The 17242-nt window shown below is 63.8% G+C and carries 21 protein-coding genes; 13 read left to right on the forward strand and 8 right to left on the reverse strand.

Annotated elements, in window-relative coordinates; all coding sequences use genetic code 11:
• Window positions 1–9: 9 nt before the first annotated feature.
• Window positions 10–780 carry a cytochrome b/b6 domain-containing protein gene (locus ACTIEZ_RS09075; RefSeq protein ID WP_439546352.1) on the reverse strand — a complete coding sequence of 257 codons (771 nt, stop codon included), beginning with the start codon at window positions 778–780 and terminating at the stop codon, window positions 10–12.
• A 266-nt stretch (window positions 781–1046) separates the two neighbouring features.
• Window positions 1047–1763: a CPBP family intramembrane glutamic endopeptidase, BDIM_20840 family gene (locus ACTIEZ_RS09080; RefSeq protein WP_439546353.1), complete on the reverse strand. Its 717-nt coding sequence runs from the start codon at window positions 1761–1763 to the stop codon at window positions 1047–1049.
• 135 nt (window positions 1764–1898) lie between these two features.
• Here ACTIEZ_RS09080 and relB point away from each other — a divergent pair, with 135 nt between their 5' ends.
• The 4 genes from relB (at window position 1899) to tyrS (ending at window position 4067) form a co-directional block, all read left to right on the forward strand.
• Window positions 1899–2126, forward strand: coding sequence for a type II toxin-antitoxin system RelB family antitoxin (relB, locus tag ACTIEZ_RS09085; RefSeq protein WP_439546354.1), 228 nt, complete (start codon window positions 1899–1901; stop codon window positions 2124–2126).
• Window positions 2110–2382 (forward strand): type II toxin-antitoxin system RelE family toxin, encoded by a 273-nt coding sequence (locus ACTIEZ_RS09090; RefSeq protein WP_439546355.1) that lies wholly within the window; start codon window positions 2110–2112, stop codon window positions 2380–2382. Before relB ends, ACTIEZ_RS09090 begins: the two co-directional genes overlap by 17 nt.
• An 11-nt stretch (window positions 2383–2393) precedes the next feature.
• The gene (locus ACTIEZ_RS09095) at window positions 2394–2795 is read left to right on the forward strand and encodes a GFA family protein (protein ID WP_439546356.1); all 402 of its coding nucleotides are present in this window, start codon (window positions 2394–2396) and stop codon (window positions 2793–2795) included.
• A 63-nt stretch (window positions 2796–2858) separates the two neighbouring features.
• Window positions 2859–4067, forward strand: coding sequence for a tyrosine--tRNA ligase (gene tyrS / locus ACTIEZ_RS09100; protein WP_439546357.1), 1209 nt, complete (start codon window positions 2859–2861; stop codon window positions 4065–4067).
• Here tyrS and ACTIEZ_RS09105 read toward each other — a convergent pair.
• Together ACTIEZ_RS09105 and ACTIEZ_RS09110 are read right to left on the reverse strand one after the other, a co-directional pair.
• Window positions 4064–5482: an ATP-binding protein gene (locus tag ACTIEZ_RS09105; protein ID WP_439546358.1), complete on the reverse strand. Its 1419-nt coding sequence runs from the start codon at window positions 5480–5482 to the stop codon at window positions 4064–4066. The genes tyrS and ACTIEZ_RS09105 overlap by 4 nt on opposite strands.
• 8 nt (window positions 5483–5490) lie before the next feature.
• The gene (locus ACTIEZ_RS09110) at window positions 5491–6198 is read right to left on the reverse strand and encodes a response regulator transcription factor (RefSeq protein WP_439546359.1); all 708 of its coding nucleotides are present in this window, start codon (window positions 6196–6198) and stop codon (window positions 5491–5493) included.
• Between the two features lie 123 nt (window positions 6199–6321).
• On the opposite strand from ACTIEZ_RS09110, the gene ACTIEZ_RS09115 reads away from it, so the two are divergent.
• From ACTIEZ_RS09115 to ACTIEZ_RS09135, 5 genes are read left to right on the forward strand one after another with little or no spacing between them, the layout of a single operon-like run.
• Entirely contained in the window at window positions 6322–7542 is a 1221-nt protein-coding gene (locus tag ACTIEZ_RS09115; RefSeq protein WP_439546360.1) for a DUF3089 domain-containing protein, read from the forward strand.
• Between the two features lie 8 nt (window positions 7543–7550).
• Entirely contained in the window at window positions 7551–8045 is a 495-nt protein-coding gene (gene ruvX, locus ACTIEZ_RS09120) for a Holliday junction resolvase RuvX (protein WP_439546479.1), read from the forward strand.
• 3 nt (window positions 8046–8048) lie between these two features.
• Window positions 8049–8414 carry a peptide-methionine (R)-S-oxide reductase MsrB gene (msrB, locus tag ACTIEZ_RS09125; protein WP_439546361.1) on the forward strand — a complete coding sequence of 122 codons (366 nt, stop codon included), beginning with the start codon at window positions 8049–8051 and terminating at the stop codon, window positions 8412–8414.
• Complete coding sequence (locus tag ACTIEZ_RS09130) at window positions 8414–9298, forward strand: peptidylprolyl isomerase (RefSeq protein WP_439546362.1); 885 nt, start codon at window positions 8414–8416, stop codon at window positions 9296–9298. Before msrB ends, ACTIEZ_RS09130 begins: the two co-directional genes overlap by 1 nt.
• On the forward strand, window positions 9295–9594 hold the full coding sequence (locus ACTIEZ_RS09135) for a DUF952 domain-containing protein (protein WP_439546363.1): 300 nt from the start codon (window positions 9295–9297) through the stop codon (window positions 9592–9594). The genes ACTIEZ_RS09130 and ACTIEZ_RS09135 overlap by 4 nt, the downstream gene beginning before the upstream one ends.
• A gap of 13 nt (window positions 9595–9607) precedes the next feature.
• Here the strand turns inward: ACTIEZ_RS09135 and ACTIEZ_RS09140 are convergent, their stop codons facing one another.
• Window positions 9608–10234 (reverse strand): glutathione S-transferase family protein, encoded by a 627-nt coding sequence (locus tag ACTIEZ_RS09140; RefSeq protein ID WP_439546364.1) that lies wholly within the window; start codon window positions 10232–10234, stop codon window positions 9608–9610.
• A gap of 75 nt (window positions 10235–10309) precedes the next feature.
• On the opposite strand from ACTIEZ_RS09140, the gene ACTIEZ_RS09145 reads away from it, so the two are divergent.
• From ACTIEZ_RS09145 to ACTIEZ_RS09155, 3 genes are all read left to right on the forward strand, one after another.
• Complete coding sequence (locus tag ACTIEZ_RS09145; protein ID WP_439546365.1) at window positions 10310–11797, forward strand: Do family serine endopeptidase; 1488 nt, start codon at window positions 10310–10312, stop codon at window positions 11795–11797.
• A gap of 56 nt (window positions 11798–11853) precedes the next feature.
• Window positions 11854–12363: a methylated-DNA--[protein]-cysteine S-methyltransferase gene (locus tag ACTIEZ_RS09150; RefSeq protein ID WP_439546366.1), complete on the forward strand. Its 510-nt coding sequence runs from the start codon at window positions 11854–11856 to the stop codon at window positions 12361–12363.
• Between the two features lie 87 nt (window positions 12364–12450).
• Entirely contained in the window at window positions 12451–13968 is a 1518-nt protein-coding gene (locus tag ACTIEZ_RS09155; RefSeq protein ID WP_439546367.1) for a PQQ-dependent sugar dehydrogenase, read from the forward strand.
• A gap of 126 nt (window positions 13969–14094) precedes the next feature.
• Here ACTIEZ_RS09155 and ACTIEZ_RS09160 read toward each other — a convergent pair whose 3' ends face one another.
• The gene (locus ACTIEZ_RS09160) at window positions 14095–14448 is read right to left on the reverse strand and encodes a type ISP restriction/modification enzyme (RefSeq protein WP_439546368.1); all 354 of its coding nucleotides are present in this window, start codon (window positions 14446–14448) and stop codon (window positions 14095–14097) included.
• 171 nt (window positions 14449–14619) lie between these two features.
• Here ACTIEZ_RS09160 and ACTIEZ_RS09165 point away from each other — a divergent pair, with 171 nt between their 5' ends.
• Window positions 14620–14976 carry a hypothetical protein gene (locus ACTIEZ_RS09165; RefSeq protein ID WP_439546369.1) on the forward strand — a complete coding sequence of 119 codons (357 nt, stop codon included), beginning with the start codon at window positions 14620–14622 and terminating at the stop codon, window positions 14974–14976.
• A 45-nt stretch (window positions 14977–15021) separates the two neighbouring features.
• Here ACTIEZ_RS09165 and ACTIEZ_RS09170 read toward each other — a convergent pair whose 3' ends face one another.
• Both ACTIEZ_RS09170 and ACTIEZ_RS09175 read right to left on the reverse strand, forming a co-directional pair.
• Window positions 15022–15825, reverse strand: coding sequence for a hypothetical protein (locus ACTIEZ_RS09170; protein WP_439546370.1), 804 nt, complete (start codon window positions 15823–15825; stop codon window positions 15022–15024).
• A gap of 2 nt (window positions 15826–15827) precedes the next feature.
• A complete protein-coding gene (locus tag ACTIEZ_RS09175) occupies window positions 15828–17042 on the reverse strand; it encodes a DNA cytosine methyltransferase (protein WP_439546371.1) in 1215 nt (404 codons plus the stop codon).
• Window positions 17043–17242: the final 200 nt, after the last annotated feature.

Genomic DNA, 17242 nt, shown 5'->3' on the forward strand with positions numbered 1-17242 from the left:
TGCTTTGTTCTAGCGTAACATGCGGCGGACAAGAGCGCGGTCATGCAGCCCGAAATGATGCCACAGCACCGCGCCGGCATGCGCCGCAAACGCCGCGACGAACAGCGCCGACAAGATCTGATGCACAGCGCGCGCCGCCTCCACACTCAACAGCGCGGGCAGGGCGATCCCCAGTACCGGCACCCGCAGCGCGCCGGACAGCAGCAACCCCGACACCGGCAACCCCGCCAGCAGCGCATACAGCGCCGCCTTGTTCAGCCGCGCCAGCGCATTGGGGCTGTCCGGCCCGGCGCTCGCCAGTTGCCAGCCCAGCCGCAACGCCAGCAGTACCAGCACCGCCAGCCCGACGCCCTGGTGCCCGTTCAGAAACTCGGCCCGAATGGCGCCCGCCGGCAGCACCACGACGAAGTATCCCATCGGCAGCGCACACAGCATGAGCACTGCGCTCGCCCAATGCAAGATGCGGCTGGCCTGGCCCCAGGCCGTCCGCCCATTGCGCCCCGGCACCGGACCGGCTTCGCGCCACTGGCCCGGCAGCAGCAACAACAGCCCCAGCAACACTGCCGCGCCGACCAGCCCCATCCCCAGCAACGCCAGCACCTGGCCCTGCTGGCCGGCGGCGTTGTCAAATGTGCCATCCTCAACCGCCAGCCAGATCGACCAGACATTGAAAAACAACGCGATGGCCGCCAGCACCTGCCCAGCAACCCGCGCCCAGCGATTGCCGAGATTGAGCAGCACAGCCACGCCCAGCGCGAGCAGCAAATAGGAAAGCGTCATCCCGGCTGCGTGGCGCACCCCGCCCATGCGCACAAGCGCCACAAATGTCGCTGCCGTTTCCAGCTCAGATCTGATTGCAGTTTGATAGAAGCGTTCAACTCCCTCCCCCTTGCGGGGAGGGCGACTCGGCGCCAGCCGAGCGGGGTGGGGGAGCCCGCCTGCTGCCGCACAAGCAACCCCCACCCCGGGCCTCGCCTGCGGCTCGTCTCCCGCCCTCCCCACAAGGGGGAGGGAGCTTTGTAGTCTTAACCTGAACGCGAACGAGTCTATATCAGCAACGAAATGCTGTTCCCGGCCGAATGCAGCAGCACCGGCAACAGCAAGCTACCCGTGCGCAGCCGCATCCACACCGCCAGCCCGGACGGCACGGTCGTCAACGCCATGGTGATCGCATCGAAGGAAAAGCCGCTATCGCCATAGCCAAAGGCGTGCGCCAGGCCGAACAACAGGCACGACAACAGCGCGCCCCAATGCCATTCCACCCCCAGCCACCGCCACCGCCCCCTGAACGCCTCGCCCAGCACCAGCAGCAACAGGCCCCGATAAAACGCCTCTTCCTCCAGGCTGGGCATGGTCAACTGGAACGCCAGCGTCTCGGCAGACGCATCGTCACCGGGAAACGCGACAGCCAGGGCAACGAAAAACAGGACATAAATCACGGCAACCGGCGCACAGGCCCGCACGCTCCCGGGCGCGTGGCGCAGGGTCAGCCCCGCACGCTGCCAGCCAAACCCCGGCAACGCCGCAATGCCCAGCGTCACCACCAGCGCCAGCCCCTTGCCCTGCCAGTTCCACGCCGCGCCCGGGATCATGTCGGGCAGCGCGCCGTAAAAATTGGTGAGCAGGCCATCATTCACCACCACCAGCACCGCCGCAGCAAGCAGCCAGCCCAAGCCGAAATTCCGCCGGTCTGCCAGGCCAACAGCCGTGCCGGCGCCGATCAGCATCAGGGCAATGCTGGCGATGCTGATGATGCTGTTCATGGCGCCATGCTCCCCGATTTGTGCGGGCTGGTTGGCAGTGGCGTGTTGCTGTGTCAATACAGTGGCACGCGGCGAATGGCAGGCAATCCAACAAGCCTATTTGCAATACATGTATCGCTGCCCTATCTTGTTGCCATGCCGATATCGCTCCGCCTTCCCCCCGACGTTGAGAACCGCCTCTCGGCGCTGTCGGCGCTGACCGGCCGCTCCAAGACTTTCTACGCCATCGAAGCCATCGTCGAACATATCGACGATCTGGAAGACGCGCATCTGTCCGCCGAAATCCTGGCCCGCGTCCGCGCCGGCACCGAAGCGCGCATAACCCTGAACGATCTGCTGGCCGAACATGGCCTGGCGGATTGACTTCGCCGACAGCGCCGCCAAGCAGCTCCGCAAACTCGATCCCCACGTCGCGCGCCGCATCCTCACCTTCCTGCGTGACCGCATCGCGCCACTCGACGACCCGCGCAGCCTCGGTGATGCGCTGCGTGGCAAGGAACTTGGCGATTTCCGGAAGTATCGCGTGGGCGATTGGCGCATCATCGCCGATCTGGAGGATGGTGTGATGTTGATCACCGTGATCCGGCTGGGCAATCGGCGTGAAACTTATCGTCGCTGAGGAGGCATTGAATGGCGCAGGGCAATTGCAACTGCGGGGCTGTGGCCTTCGAGATCGCCGCACCCCCGTCAGACGTATTCGTGTGTCATTGTTCAATCTGCCGCCGCTATACCGGCACCAATGGCATCGCCGTTGTCATCTGCGAAAAATCCGCCTTCCGTTGGCTGAGCGGTGAGGATCACATCACGCACTGGCAAAAACCCGATGCCGACTGGCACAGCTGGTTCTGCCAGACCTGCGGCTCGGCCTTGCCCGGCGAGAATGATGCCGCCCGCATGTTCATTCCGGCCGGATTGCTGACCGACAATGCAGGCGCGCTGATGGTGGCGCATCACATCTGGGTCGGATCAAAGGCGGATTGGGATGAGATCGGCGACAGCGGCCGCCAGCATCCGGGCGCCTTCCAGGCGTAGCGCGGGGCCAGGCAGGCAGGGGGCATGACAAGCGCCGCCGCACCCCGTAAAGCCGTCCCCGCCATGACGTACAGCAGCCAATTTCTGACCCGCCTCGAAACGCGCGGTTTCATCCACCAGGTGACCGATCCGGCCGCGCTGGATGATGCCGCCAAAAACAGCATCATCACCGCCTATGTCGGCTTCGATTGCACCGCGCCGTCGTTGCATATCGGCAATCTCGTTTCGATCATGATGCTGCGCCATCTGCAGCAATCCGGCCATCGCCCGATCGTGGTGATGGGCGGTGGGACGACGAAGATCGGCGATCCGTCCGGCAAGGATGAGGCGCGGCAGTTGCTGACCGACGATCAAATCCGCGCCAACATGGCCAGCATCCGGCGCATCTTCGAACGCTTCCTGACGTTCGGGGACGGGCCGACTGATGCAGTGATGGTCAACAATGATGATTGGCTGTCCGGCCTCGCCTACATTCCGTTCCTGCGCGATGTCGGCCGGCATTTCTCGATCAACCGCATGCTCAGCTTCGACAGCGTGAAGCTGCGGCTGGACCGCGAACAGCCGCTGAGCTTCCTCGAATTCAACTACATGATTTTCCAGGCCTATGATTATCTGGAACTCAATCGCCGCTTTGGCTGCACGCTGCAGATGGGCGGCAGCGATCAATGGGGCAATATCGTCAACGGCACCGATCTGATCCGCCGCGTGGATGCACGCGACGCCTATGGCCTCACCACGCCGCTGATCACGCGGGCCGATGGCGCCAAGATGGGCAAGACCGCCAAGGGCGCCGTCTGGCTGCACGAGGATCAACTGCCGCACTTCGATTACTGGCAATTCTGGCGTAACACCCACGACGCCGATGTCGGCAAGTTCCTGCGCCTGTTCACCGATCTGCCGCTCAGCGAAATCGCGCGGCTGGAAAGCCTGCCCGGCGCCGAGATCAACTCGGCCAAGGAAATGCTCGCCACCGAAGCCACCGCCCTGTGCCGCGGCCGCGCCGCTGCCGAAACGGCGGCCGAAACCGCGCGCGCCACCTTCGCCGAAGGCGGCGCCGGCGAAGACCTGCCGCAGTTCGCCACGCCGGCGCCCATCACCATCATCGACGCCCTGATCGGCCTGGGCTTTGCCGCGTCCAAAAACGAAGCGCGCAAGCTGGTCGCCCAGGGCGGCGCCCGCATCGATGGCGAAGCCGCCGCCACTGACGCCGCCATGGTCGCGCCGGGGCAGAAGGTCAGCGCAGGGAAGAAGCGGCACGGGATGATCGTCTAGGCCGCCCCCGGCAAATCGATCGCCACCGTCAGCCCCGGCTGATTGTCCGACAGCGTGATCGTGCCGCCATGCAGCCGGGCCACCGCGCCGGCCAAACTCAGCCCCAGCCCGGCGCCCTGCATCCCGCCCAATTGCGGCCCCCGCGCTGCATCGAGCCGGCCAAAACGGCGCAGCGCTTCGTGGCGGCGGCCGGCCGGGATGCCGGGGCCGCCATCGGCCACCCACAGCCGGCTGCCCGCCGCCGTCATCTGCGCGCCCACCTCGATCCGCTGGCCGCTGGCGCCATAACGCAGCGCATTGTCGATCAGATTGGCCAGCGCCCGGCCCAGCAACTGGCGATGGGCGCGGGCCGGCACCGGTTCGGGCGCCGTTACCACCAGCGTCACGCCGGCATCTTCGGCCAGCGGCTCATACATGTCGGCCAGGTCGGCGATCATCGCGGCCAGGTCGATTTCGGCGAAACTGTCCCGCCCGATCCCGGCTTCGGCGCGGCTGATTTCCAGGCTGTTGTCCAGCATCGCCAGCAGCGATTCGGCTTCGGCCGACACCGCCGCCAGATCATCGGCATCCACCACCGTGCCGTGCGACAGACGCTCGATGCGCGCCTTCAGCCGGGTCAACGGCGATCGCAGATCATGCGCCAGCCCGTCAGTCACCGTGCGCAGTTCATCCAGCAGTGCCTCCACCCGCGCCAGCATCACGTTGAAGGCCTGCGCCATCGAATCAAAGGCATCGGCCGGCGGCCCGGGCGGCAACGGCACCCGCGCCTCAAGCCGGCCGGCGGTCACATCCCCCACCACATCGGCCAGATCGCGCACCCGTTCGGTGATGATGCGGGTGATCATCCGGCTGGTCAGGAACGCCAGGATCATCGCCAGCGGCAGCGCCAGCAGCAAGGTGGTGGTCAATGTTTCCTGCAACTGCACTTCGGCAATCAGGCTGCGGCCGATCAACAGGCGATGCCCGTCCGGCATCGGTCGGCCGGTGACCATGAACGGCTCTCGCTCGCCGCGTTCATCGAGCATGGCTGGCACCCGATGATAAAGCGAATCGATCGGCACGCCGTCGGGCCAGCGCGGCAGATTGCCGAGCACCAGCCGGTTGCCGGGCGCGGCGAGGTGGATCACCAACGGCCCCGGCACCGCCAGTTCGCCTTCCAGGATGGTCAGTGCGGCCTGCTTGCCGTCATCGCGCCAGGCATCGGCCGCAGCATCCGCAATCGCATCGATGCGCCCCTGCGCTTCGCGCTCTACCTGGGCCTGGGTGGTGCGTTCCAGCAGGATCAGCAGCAACGCGCTGCCCGATACCAGCATCACGAACAGCAGCAGGCTGATCCGCGCCGTGGTGGTGCGCGGCGTGATGCCGGCCAGCCATTCGGCCCATAATCTTGCCCTGGTGGGTGTTGCCTCGGTCATGTCCGCGCTCAGGCGGACACCGGCTCACCACCCACAGCGCCGGCCACACGATAGCCGGCGCCGCGCACGGTCTCAACGATGCCGCCGGCGCCGCCTTCGTCCAGTTTCTTGCGCAGCCGGCTGACATGCACGTCGATCACATTGGTGCCCGGATCGAAATGATAATCCCACACCCCTTCCAGCAGCATCGATCGCGTCACCACCTGGCCGCGGTGGCGCACCAGATATTCCAGCAGGCGAAACTCGCGCGGCTGCAGGTCGATGCGGCGCCCGGCCCAGGTGACCCGGCGGGCGAGCAGATCAAGCTCGAGCTCGCCTTCCACCAGACGCGTCACTTCGGCGGTTGCGGTGCCGGTGGCACGGCGCTGCACCGCTTCCAGGCGCGCCAGCAATTCCGGCAATTCGAACGGCTTGGTGACATAATCATCGCAGCCGGCGCGCAAGCCGCGCACCCGCTCATCGAGGCTGGCCAGGGCCGACAGCATCACCACCGGCGTGTTGTGGCCGGCGGCGCGCAACTGGGTCAGCACGGTCAGTCCGTCCATGGTGGGCAGCATGCGATCGAGCACGATGGCCGCATGATGCCCGTGCAACGCCAGTTCCAGGCCCTGCTGGCCATCGCTGGCGATCTCCACCTGATAGCCGGCATCGGCCAGGCCCTTGGCAACATAGGCGGCCATGGTGGTGTCATCTTCGATACACAAAATACTGGCCATGGCGTGACTTTATGACACTCGCGTAAGAAAACTCAAGAGGCTAGGCCCGGCGGCGTCATTTTCTTTCGCGGTCTGTGTGCAAGCTTGCTACGCACCAGCAGCAATCGTCTTGAGGCCTATCGCGTGTCTGATCCAATACCAGACAATGTTCCACCCGGCAGGCAGCCACCGCCGCCGGGCAAGCCGCGCGTCGAACGGCGCGCGCGGCTGCCACGATTGTTCCTGTGGGTGGTGGCGATCACCATATTCATCGTGATTGCCGCCGGGCTCACCTGGCGGCTGGCCGGCAATCGCCTGTTGTCGGCTGCGCTGGTGCCGGGCGGCGCCTTCGATGCCGCCGCAGCCGGTGCGCCCTATGATTATGCAAGGCCGCAGGCCTGGGCGGCACGGCCCGGCATGGCCGATGATCCCACCGCCTGGCGGCCCACCGGTGCGCCGGCGCCAGCCAAGGGCGATGCGGCGGTGTTTTTCGTGCCGCCCACTGCTGCCTTCGGCCGCGCCCAGTGGAATGATCGCACCGATGCCGGCGACACCGGCAGCCGGCTGGCCGGTTTCCTGCGCACCGAAGCCAGCGCGCTCGCCGATGCCGGGCCGTTGTGGGCGCCGCATTATCGCCAGGCGGTGATCGGCAGCTTCCTGGCCGATGCGCCGGACACGCGCCGCAGTGCCGACGCGGCGCTGGCGCTGGCCTATGGCGATGTCGCGGCGGCGTTCGCGGCGTTTGTGGCGGCACAGCCCGCCGATGCACCGATCATCCTCGCCGGCCACAGCCAGGGCGCGCTGCACCTGCTGCGCCTGCTGAAGGAACAAGTGGCCGGCACGCTGCTGCAGGCCCGCATTGCCGCCGTTTACATGGTCGGCTGGCCGGTGTCGGTCACCGCCGATCTGCCGGCGCTGGGCCTGCCGGCCTGCACGATGCGGGGCCAGCCGGGCTGCATCCTCAGTTGGCAGAGCTTTGCCGAACCGGCCGATCCGGAGGCCGTGCTGGCGGTCTATCAGGCCGGCACCGGCCTCACCGGGGCACCGCGCCGCGACACCGCGATGCTGTGCACCAATCCGCTTACCGGCGGTGCGGCGCCGTCTGCACCGGCCAGCGCCAATCCCGGCAGCCTGGTGCCGTCTGCCAGCCTGGCGGCGGGCGAACTGGTCACGCCCGGCGTGCCGGCGCGCTGCGATGCCAGGGGAATATTGCTCATCGGGGAGGCGCCAACCGGCTATCCGGCGTTCGTGCTGCCCGGCAACAATTTCCATGTCTTCGATTATCCGCTGTTCTGGGCGGCGGTGCGGCAGGATGCGGCAGCGCGCGTGCTGGCGTGGAAGGCCGCAGCGGAGGCAGGGCGCTGATCACGGCGCTGATCACGGCGGCTCCGGCGGAATTTGCTGCCGCGCTGCCGGGCGGCGGCCGGCTGGCTGGCCTCGATGTCGGCACCAAGACGATCGGGCTGGCCACCTGCGACGCAAGCTGGAGCTATGCCAGCCCAGCGCACACGCTGGCCAAGGGCAAGTTCACCCATGATTTCGCCGCGCTGAAGGCCTGGGTGACGAGCGAACGCCTCGCCGGTCTGGTCGTCGGCCTGCCGCTCAACATGGATGGCACCGACAGTTCGCGCACCCAATCGGTGCGGGCCTTCGCGCGCAATCTGGCGCCGCTGGGCCTGCCGCTGCTGCTGTGGGATGAACGCTGGTCCACGGCGGCGGTGGAGCGTGCGATGATTGCCGAGGATCTGTCGCGCGCCCGCCGTGCAGAACGGGTGGACAGGCTGGCAGCGGCCTATATCCTGCAAGGTGCGATCGACGCGCTCTCGCGCCAGATACCCATGCCAGACACCCCAGACACCGAGGAGTGACCCATGAGCTGCCTTTCCCCCGCCGCACGCGCCGTCCTCTATGATCATGCCACCGAACGGCCGTTCACTTCGCCGTTGAACGACGAAAAACGCGCCGGTGACTTTCATTGTGCCGGCTGCGGCGCGCTGCTCTATTCGTCGGCGACCAAATATGAAAGCGGCTCCGGCTGGCCGAGCTTCTGGGCGGCCGAGGACGGCGCTGTGGCCACCACCACCGACACCAGCCACGGCATGGTGCGCACCGAAGTGCATTGCGCCGCCTGCCAGGGCCATCTTGGCCATATCTTCCCCGACGGCCCGGCGCCGACCGGCATGCGCCACTGCATCAACGGCCTGGCGCTGAACTTCGTGCCGGAAGACGCCGCCTGATGCGCCGCGCCCTGCTGGCTTTTGCTGCCGCGCCGCTGCTGCTGGGGCAAGCCGCGCCGGTCGAACCGCCGGTGTATAACGCGGCGGACAAGATCATCGCCGATGCCCCGGCTGCGCACTGGCTGGCCATCGATCCCGACGACATCATGGTGATGGAAACCGCCGCCGGCCAGATGGTGATCCAGCTTGCCCCGGCCTTTGCACCGGCGCACGTCGCGGCCATCAAGACGCTGGTGCGCACCGGCCAGTTCGATGATGGCCGGATTTCGCGCGTGCAGGATAATTATGTCGTGCAATGGGCGGCGCGGCCCGATCCGGCCAAGCCCAGGGCCGCGCCGCTGCCGGCCGAATATGAACGGCCCCTGCAGGGGCTGAATTTCACGCCGTCGCCCTATGCCGACACTTATGCCGAGGCCGGCTTCATCGCCGGTTGGCAGGCGGCGCGCGATGCCAAAGCCGGCCCAAATGGTGGAAGCGTCTGGCTGGCGCATTGCTATGGCACCGTCGGTGTCGGCCGGGACAATCCGCCCGATACCGGCGACGGTGCCGAACTTTACACAGTGATCGGTCACGGCCCGCGCCATCTCGATCGCAACATTGCCAATGTCGGCCGTGTGCTCGCCGGCATCGAACCGCACGCCGCCCTGCCGCGCGGCACCGAGGACCTGGGCTTCTACAAGGATGAAGCCAGCCGCGTGAAGATCCGCCGCGTGCGCCTGGCCAGCCAGATCCCCGGCTTCCCGCGCTGGCAGATGATGGACACCGCGTCGGCCAGCTTTGCCGCCGTCAACACCGCCCGCGCCAATCGCATCGGCTTTTTCGTCCGCCCCGCCGGCGCCGCCGACCTGTGCACCCTGAAAGTGCCGGTCAGGCCGATACCGTGACGCCAATCATCAAGCTGCTGCGTGCTGCCGAGTGGGCGCAGTTCCAGGCCGATGGCGCCTTTGCAGGGTCAGCCGACGATCTGCGTGATGGCTACATCCATCTGTCCACGCCCGACCAAACACCGGGCACGGTCGCCAAATATTTCGCCGGCGAGGTGGGCGCTGTCGCATTGACTGTGGATGCCGACGGGCTGGCCGATGAATTGCGCTGGGAACCGAGCAGGGGCGGGCAGTTGTTCCCGCACCTCTACCGCCCGCTGCGGCTCGACGAGGTGATCGACGTCCGCCGGCTGTAGGTAAGCCTGTAGGTCAGCCCGCCTGCGCCGCCTTGGCACGCACAAATCCCTCGCGCGCCTGGCACCGCGCCCAATAGGCCAGCAAATTCGGCCCCACCTCGCCCAGATGCCCCAGATTTTCCGCCAGCAGCAGCGCATAGGCCACCGCGATATCCGCCACGGTAAATTCCCCGCACAGAAATTCCCGCCCATCGGCCAGCGCATTTTCCGCCCACACCGTGCGCGCCACGAACCAGCGCCGATAATCGCTGGCCACCTTCGGGTTGCGGTTCTCCGGCTTTTCCAGCCGCGTGTATCGCAGCACCAGCGTCTGCGGAAATGTCAGCGTCGCGTCCGATTGGTGCAGGAAATTCAGATAATCGCCATAGCGCGCATCGCCCGGCAGCACCCGCAGCGCCTGCGCCCCATCTCCGCCATATCGTTCGGCCAGATATTGGCAGATGCCGGCGCTTTCGGTCATCCGCACATCTCCGTCCATAAAGAACGGGATCGTCCCCAGCGGATTGATGGCCAGAAATTCCGGCTCCAGCCAGCGCGGCGGAAACGGCAGCAGCACCAGTTCATAGGGCAGGCCCAGTTCCTCCAGCGCCCACAACACCCGAAAACTGCGCGCATCGCGGCAGTGCCATAGTTTCATCATGCCAAACCCCTTCATGATCCCATAATCCGCCCCATATTCATGGCGGCTTAAACTTGCCTCCGCAATCACGGGCGCATGAACAGGATGATGGAAACCATGGTGAGCAAGCTGAAGCTGCTGGGCGGCATCGGATTGGGCGTGGCGGCCGGCGCGGCCATTGCCGTGGGCGTCGCCAATGTCTCCGACACCGGGCGGGTCGCGGCGCAGATCCCGCCGATGGACACCAGCGATGTGCAGCGCGCGGTGCCGTCCGCCGGCCAGGTCGCGCTCAGCTTCGCGCCGGTGGTGAAATCCGCCGCGCCTGCCGTGGTCAATATCTTCACCGCCACCGTCGATCGCCGCCCGCGCAACGCCAACGAAGAATTCATGCAGCGTTTCTTCGGCGGCGCCCCCGTGCAGCCGCGCGTGCAGCAATCGCTGGGATCGGGCGTGATCGTCGGCGCCGATGGCTTGATCATCACCAACAACCATGTCGTCGAAGGCGCTGATCAGATCCTGGTCGCCCTGGCCGACCGCCGCGAATTCAAGGCGAAGATCCTGTTCGCCGATCCCCGCCTCGATCTCGCCCTGCTCAAGGTCGAAACCGAAGGCGCCGTGCTGCCCGTCATCCGCATGGCCGACAGCGACCGGCTGGAGGTCGGCGATGTCACCGTTGCCATCGGCAATCCGTTCGGCGTGGGGCAGACCGTCACCACCGGTATCGTGTCCGGCCTGGCCCGCACCGGCATCGGCGTGTCCGATTGGCAATTCTTCATCCAGACCGACGCCGCCATCAACCCCGGCAACAGCGGCGGCGCGCTGCTGGATGCGCAAGGCCGGCTGATCGGCATCCCCACCGCCATCTACAGCCGCACCGGCGCGTCGAACGGCATCGGCTTTGCCATCCCGTCCAAGATGGTCCGCGTCTTCCTCACCGCGGCCGACAAGGGCAAATTGGTCTCCGGCTGGATCGGCGTGGAGGGTGAGCCTTTGACGGCCGATACCGCCAAACAACTCGGCTTGGATCGCCCCGGCGGCCTGCTGGTCACCGCGGTGGTCCCCGGCAGCCCCGGTGCCAAGGCCGGCATCCAGATCGGCGATGTGCTGCGCAGCGTCGATGGCAAGGAAGTCGCCAACGGCGGCCAGCTCCGCTACAGCCTCGCCACCGAAGGCGTCGGCAAGACGCTGAACGTGCAGCTCTGGCGTGATCGCCGCGCCACCGAAGTCCCGGTCACGCTCGCCGCCCCGCCCGAAAATCCGCCGCGCAACCTCACCCGCATCACCGCGCGCTCGATCCTGGCCGGCGTCACCGTCGCCAATCTGTCGCCAGCCTATGCGCAGGAACTCGGCGCCGGCCTGCCCGAACAGGGCGTGGTCGTCGTCGCCATCGAAGCGGGCGCGCCCGCCGCCCGTTTCCTGCGCCCCGGCGCCCTGCTGGAGGCGCTGGGCGGCCAACCGGTGAAATCGGTGGCCGACGTGACCAGGCTGGCCGGCAACGGCGCCTTGGTCGTGCGCTTTGCGGTCGGCGAACAACGCGCCGAATGCGGAGTCAACAACGCCGGCGGGCTGAGCTGCCGAAGCTGAAACCACAGGCCCGATTGCCGCCAGTCACGCCGGGCGCGCTGCTATAGACATCGGCCATGCACATCTTCTCCCGCATCCCCAGCCCGCTTGGGCACCTCCTCGCCGTCACCGCGCCCGATGGCACCCTCCACGCCCTCGATTTCGCCGATTACGAACCGCGCCTGCGCACCCTGTTCGCCCGCCACCACCCCCACGCCGCGCTGACCCCCGGCGAAGCCCCGCCCGCGCTCACCACCGCGCTCGGCCGCTATTTCGCCGGCGAAACGCGCGTGCTCGGCACCATCCGCGTCGCCAGCTTCGGCAGCGCCTTCCAACAACGCGTCTGGTCCGCCCTGCGCCAGATTCCCCCCGGCGAAACCCGCAGCTACGGCGCGCTCGCCGCCACCATCGGCAGCCCCGGCGCCAGCCGCGCCGTCGGCCTCGCCAACGGCGCCAACCCCATCGCCATCGTCGTCCCCTGCCACCGCGTCATTGGCGCATCGGGCACGCTGACGGGCTATGCCGGCGGCGTGACGCGCAAGGCCTGGCTGCTCACCCACGAAGGCGCGCTGGCTGGCGCACCCTGATCGTTATTGGCCCTGCCGTTGCAATGTGAACAATTTGTGATCTGAATATTGATTGACGACCGTCGTTATTGCGTTAGTTTCCCAATAATGATGCGATCGTTTCTTGCCTTTGCCATAACCAGCCTTGTGGCGTTTGCCGCGCAGGCAACCGTTGTCACCAATCCGGTGCCCGCACCGATTGCCAGGGGCCTCACCGTTGGCCTCAATCTGTTCGGCCAGGCGCCGCACACCAATCTCAGCCCCAGCGTCGCGCGCCGCACCCTGCTGCAATCCGTGCAACCGGTTGGCGATGCGTCCGGCCGGCTGTTCATGCACGACACGCGGGGGCTGATCAGCGTGGTCGGCGCTGGCGGCGGCAATGGGCAGCCATGGCTGGATATCCGTGCGCTGCAACCCGGCTTTCTGGTCACCGCGCCCGTGTCGGTCACTGGCTTGATGGGCTTTACCCTGCATCCCAATTTCGCCGGTGATCCGGCCAGGCCCGGCTATGCAACCCTCTACACCATTTCCACCACGTCACCGCTCGGCACCGCCACGCTTGGCGGCAACGGCACCGGCGTCGCGCATGAAAATGTCCTGATGGAAATCCGCGTCGCCGATCCCGCGGCCAGCACGGCGGCTGTCGTGTCCCAGCGGGAGGTGATGCGGCTGGCCCAGCCCACGCACGACCATGGCCCCGGCAAGATCGGCTTCAACCCCAACGCCGCCCCCGGCACAGCCGATTATGGCAATCTCTATCTTGCCATGGGCGATGGCAGCACCGCTGGCGATCCCTTCAACAACGGCCAGGATCTCACCAGCGCCTTCGGCAAGATCCTGCGCATCAATCCGGCCCAGCAGGACAATGGCGCCGCCTATGCCATCCCCGCCGATAATCCCTTTGCCGGCGATGATGGCGCGCTCGACGAGATTTGGGCCTATGGTCTTCGCAACCCGCAACATTTCAGTTGGGACGAAGCCAGCGGCCAGATGCTGATCACGGATATCGGCCAATCCCAGTTGGAAGAAGTGAATGTGGGGGTGGCCGGCGGCAATTATGGCTGGCCACTGCGCGAAGGCACCTTTGCGCGCGGCGACAGCACTGATCCCAATGTCTATGATACACCCCTGAATGATGGCCGCTTCGTCGATCCCGTGGCGCAATATGATCACGAGGAAATTTTTCGCAGCGGCGAATATAATCTCTCCGCGATCGGCGGCGCCTTCACCTATGCCGGCAGTGCCGTGCCGGAACTGTTCGGCAAAACAGTCCTCACCGATCTGGTGTCCGGCCGCGTCTTCTACTTCGATCAACCACTGCTGCCCGGCGAGCCGACCGCCACCCTGTTCGAAATCGGTTTCCAACTGGATGGTGTGGACGCGACCTTCCGCGCCCTCGAAGGTACACGCTTCGGCGGCCGCCGCGTCGATCTGCGGCTCGGCACCGATGCCAACAACGAACTCTATCTGTTCAGCAAGACCAACGGCAATATCTACACCATGAATTCGCTGCTCGCCGTGCCGGAACCGGGCACCTGGCTGCTGATGATCGCCGGCTTCGGCCTGATCGGCACCCTCCGCCGCCGCACCCGCCACACAAGCGCAATCACCTCGCCCCGTTACTGAAAGGTCGCCTCGCGCCAAGCGCGGCGGGTGAGGGGGGAAGGCGCTGCCCAAGCAAGAAGTGCCTCCGGCGGGCAGGGACTCGTCCCTGCACCCATCAGTTTTCGGGCGGCCCTGTAATCTCGAACGTCACCCCGCACTTGATGCGGGGTCGCGCGCTGCTTTCTTCATCGCCTCGGTAATCGCCACCGTGTCCACGCTCACCCGCACCACCTTGGCGAGCAGGGCGATCATGCTCTCCTTGTAATCAGCAAAGCGATAGGTGTTGAACTTGGCCGCAATCGTCGGGTCGCGCGGCTTCTTTTCTTTGTGCTGGTCCAGCACCCAATCGATCGCGGAACGATTGCCCAGGCGATACTCCCACGCCTCGCGCGGGATGCCGCTGATCTGGGTATCGGCATCCACGATGACCGCACCGGCGCCGGGGTCGGAGCGCAGGATCGGCTTGGGCGCGGTGCCGGCGGTTGGGGCATATGAGGCCATTGAGGAAGTGCCGAAAGCTTAAGCGGAACGAGCGGATCTGATCTATTTTGGACCAAGAACCAACTTTGGCTAATGGGCAGACCATTGCGTCGGTGTCTGTCTCGCAGTAGAATCTGTGTATTAGGTGTTGCGACACAATAGAGAGCCAAAAATTTCTTAGGACATTCGGGCATGGGCATCGAAACGCAAGCAATTCTTCCCGGCCATCTGACTGTCGAGAAAATTTGTGGGCTTTTATCCGCTAATTGCAAATTGACCGTTGCCGGTGCCCGGCAAATGCATCGGCCCGACTACTATATTGTCGAGTTCTTTGACCGAAACGGCACCCCTCAGGCGGTAAACGTATTTCTCAATTCATTCGCTGCTTCGGACTATCAAGAGGTGTTTAAGGGCGACAGCACCTTAGTCACCATGGAGTTTAGCCCGTCAAACTTTGAAGTGGTAAATGCCCTTGCTAGCGTAACCGGGGGCTATATACAGCGAACGGCTGAAGAATCTTGGTTCCGAGCAGATGTTCAAGTGACTTAACAGCATTGGGCTTTGCTTGGCCCGAGGTTCGGAATGCACAAAGATTTAAGTTGAGTTTATGCTTCTTGCCAAAGCCCGAAGGATTTTTTCCTCGAAAACGCTCCTGTCTGGAGCCTTTGCGTAAAGCGCTGCTTGCGATAGATTTGCGTGACTGGTACCAACAGCACGGTCGACTACTAATCTATAAGGTCCATTGTCCACTATGCGATACAGTAGAAAAACAATATTTACGGAAGGATCGCTGATCGCGGTAGTAGTTAAAAAAGGAAATTTATTATATATATAATTGTAGACTTCGTCCTGCATAAGGGCTACCATCTTTGTATCCCAATGGTGATGGTAAAAGCCTTTTCTGATTAATTGCGTGATATAACGTTTGTAAACATTATCCCAATTTAGATTAAATGTTGGTGCTCTTGACAGCGTCTCGCCAAGTACAAGTGCATCATAGGCCGGTCGATATGAACCAGTTACATCGACTGCTTGAGCCTCTACACTAACGAAATTCGTAACGTGGGCTCCATCTAAATCTGCCACGACAAAGTCAACATTTCCGAAATCGCCAAGTTGAACTTCAGGCGCGATGACCTTGTGAATTGGAGGCATTGCCGTCCAGCAATTGTCAACTACGTCTTCAATAACGTCGCGCTCTAATAGTCTCTTCGGGCAAATGATAACGTGCTTTGCGCCACGAAAAACAGAGCAAACTGGAAGGGGTGCTTTCGACGCGGCTTTGACGCAGCGGGTTTTCGTGAAGGGGCATATGTAGCCCTCCGCCGCAGGGTCAAACCCCATTTGCGCGGGTCTACCCAGAACTTCGGCAATCAGAGTTGTAGGATCAACAGGCACGATCAAGCCACCATCTGGAGGTAGCCACGGGCTTCAGTCTGAATCTGCTTTGCGATGGCATAAGCTAACAGCGGCGGAACCGCATTTCCCACCTGTACGAACTGCTCGGTCATGCTACCGAAAAACTCAAAGTGATCCGGGAAAGACTGCAACCTTGCGGCCTCACGAACTGTAAAGGCGCGATCCTGGACTGGATGGATATATGCACCCCAATGAATATCGCACTTGGTTAAAATCGTGCAGGCTAATCCATCGGGTCTTGTCCGGCCATACCGTTTGGTGTGGTCGCTTCGTTTCGCTTTTTTCATTCCTGCCGGCAAAAGTGCAAGTGGAATGTCGCGCCAGGAACCGCCCTGCGGAATATATTTTAGACGCTCCTTGTTAATGCTGGATAACTTGGGCCCTCGATGATTCTTAACGCTTTGACTTTGGAAACGCATCTGTTCTTGATAAGCTGAGAACGGTTTTGACGCGTATTCAACGGCTCCTACCCCCCCCTCCTTCTCCCACACAGGTGGAAGATCGCCGATTGCATTCCAGATAGTGGTGAATGGCTTCTTAGCTTCGCCATGCGTCGCTGCGGGAAAGACATTAGGTAGGCCAAGACGGTTAGCAAGAAAGATGACACGCCGTCGTTCCTGCGGCACGCCGTAATCCTCTGCGCGCAACACGGAAAAATCAACAGCGTACCCCAAAGCTCTAATTTCACCAACGATATGACGGATCAGAGCGCCGCTCGAGATCGATAACAAACCGGTTACGTTTTCCATTACGATGTACTTAGGCTGCAACTCGCTTACAAGCCGCAGATACTCGCGAAAAAGTCCCGCCCGGGGGTCGTGTTCGCCGCGCCCATGGTTATAAACACTGTAACCTTGACAGGGCGGCCCTCCGACTAAAACGTCAAGCTGCCCGCGTTCTAACCCAGTGAGAATAGCTATTTGACCGAAGTTTAATTCTTGAACTGGGGCGGCCAAAAACTTGGCGCCATCGTGAGATCGAACAAAAGTTTCTCCGTACTTGGCTTCAATATCTGAACCGAGCAGTATCTCGTAGCCGGCTTGCCGGAAGCCTTCGCTTAAACCGCCGGCACCACAAAACAGGTCAATGACCGTCCACCTGCGTAACACACCTGTTCCCCTTTTTGGTGCGGCAAGCCTACGGACGTCGAACGAATTTGCCAACAGGAATTCCGGAATTGCAGGGGCACTAGACATTTACGATGAAGCGAAAGTTGGGGCAGGGACCGCCCGTAAACTGATGGGTGCAGGGTCTGCGACCCTGCCCGCCGGAGGCCCTTTTGCCTGTCGTCTGTCCTACGGCCCCTGATCCGGGTTATGCTGGCGATGATGAACAAGACCGCCATCTCAAGCCGCCATGACGCGCCGCCGCCAGGAGTGCCGAACAAATGGCACAG

This window comes from Sandarakinorhabdus sp. (assembly GCF_051860625.1).
Lineage (GTDB): Bacteria > Pseudomonadota > Alphaproteobacteria > Sphingomonadales > Sphingomonadaceae > Sandarakinorhabdus.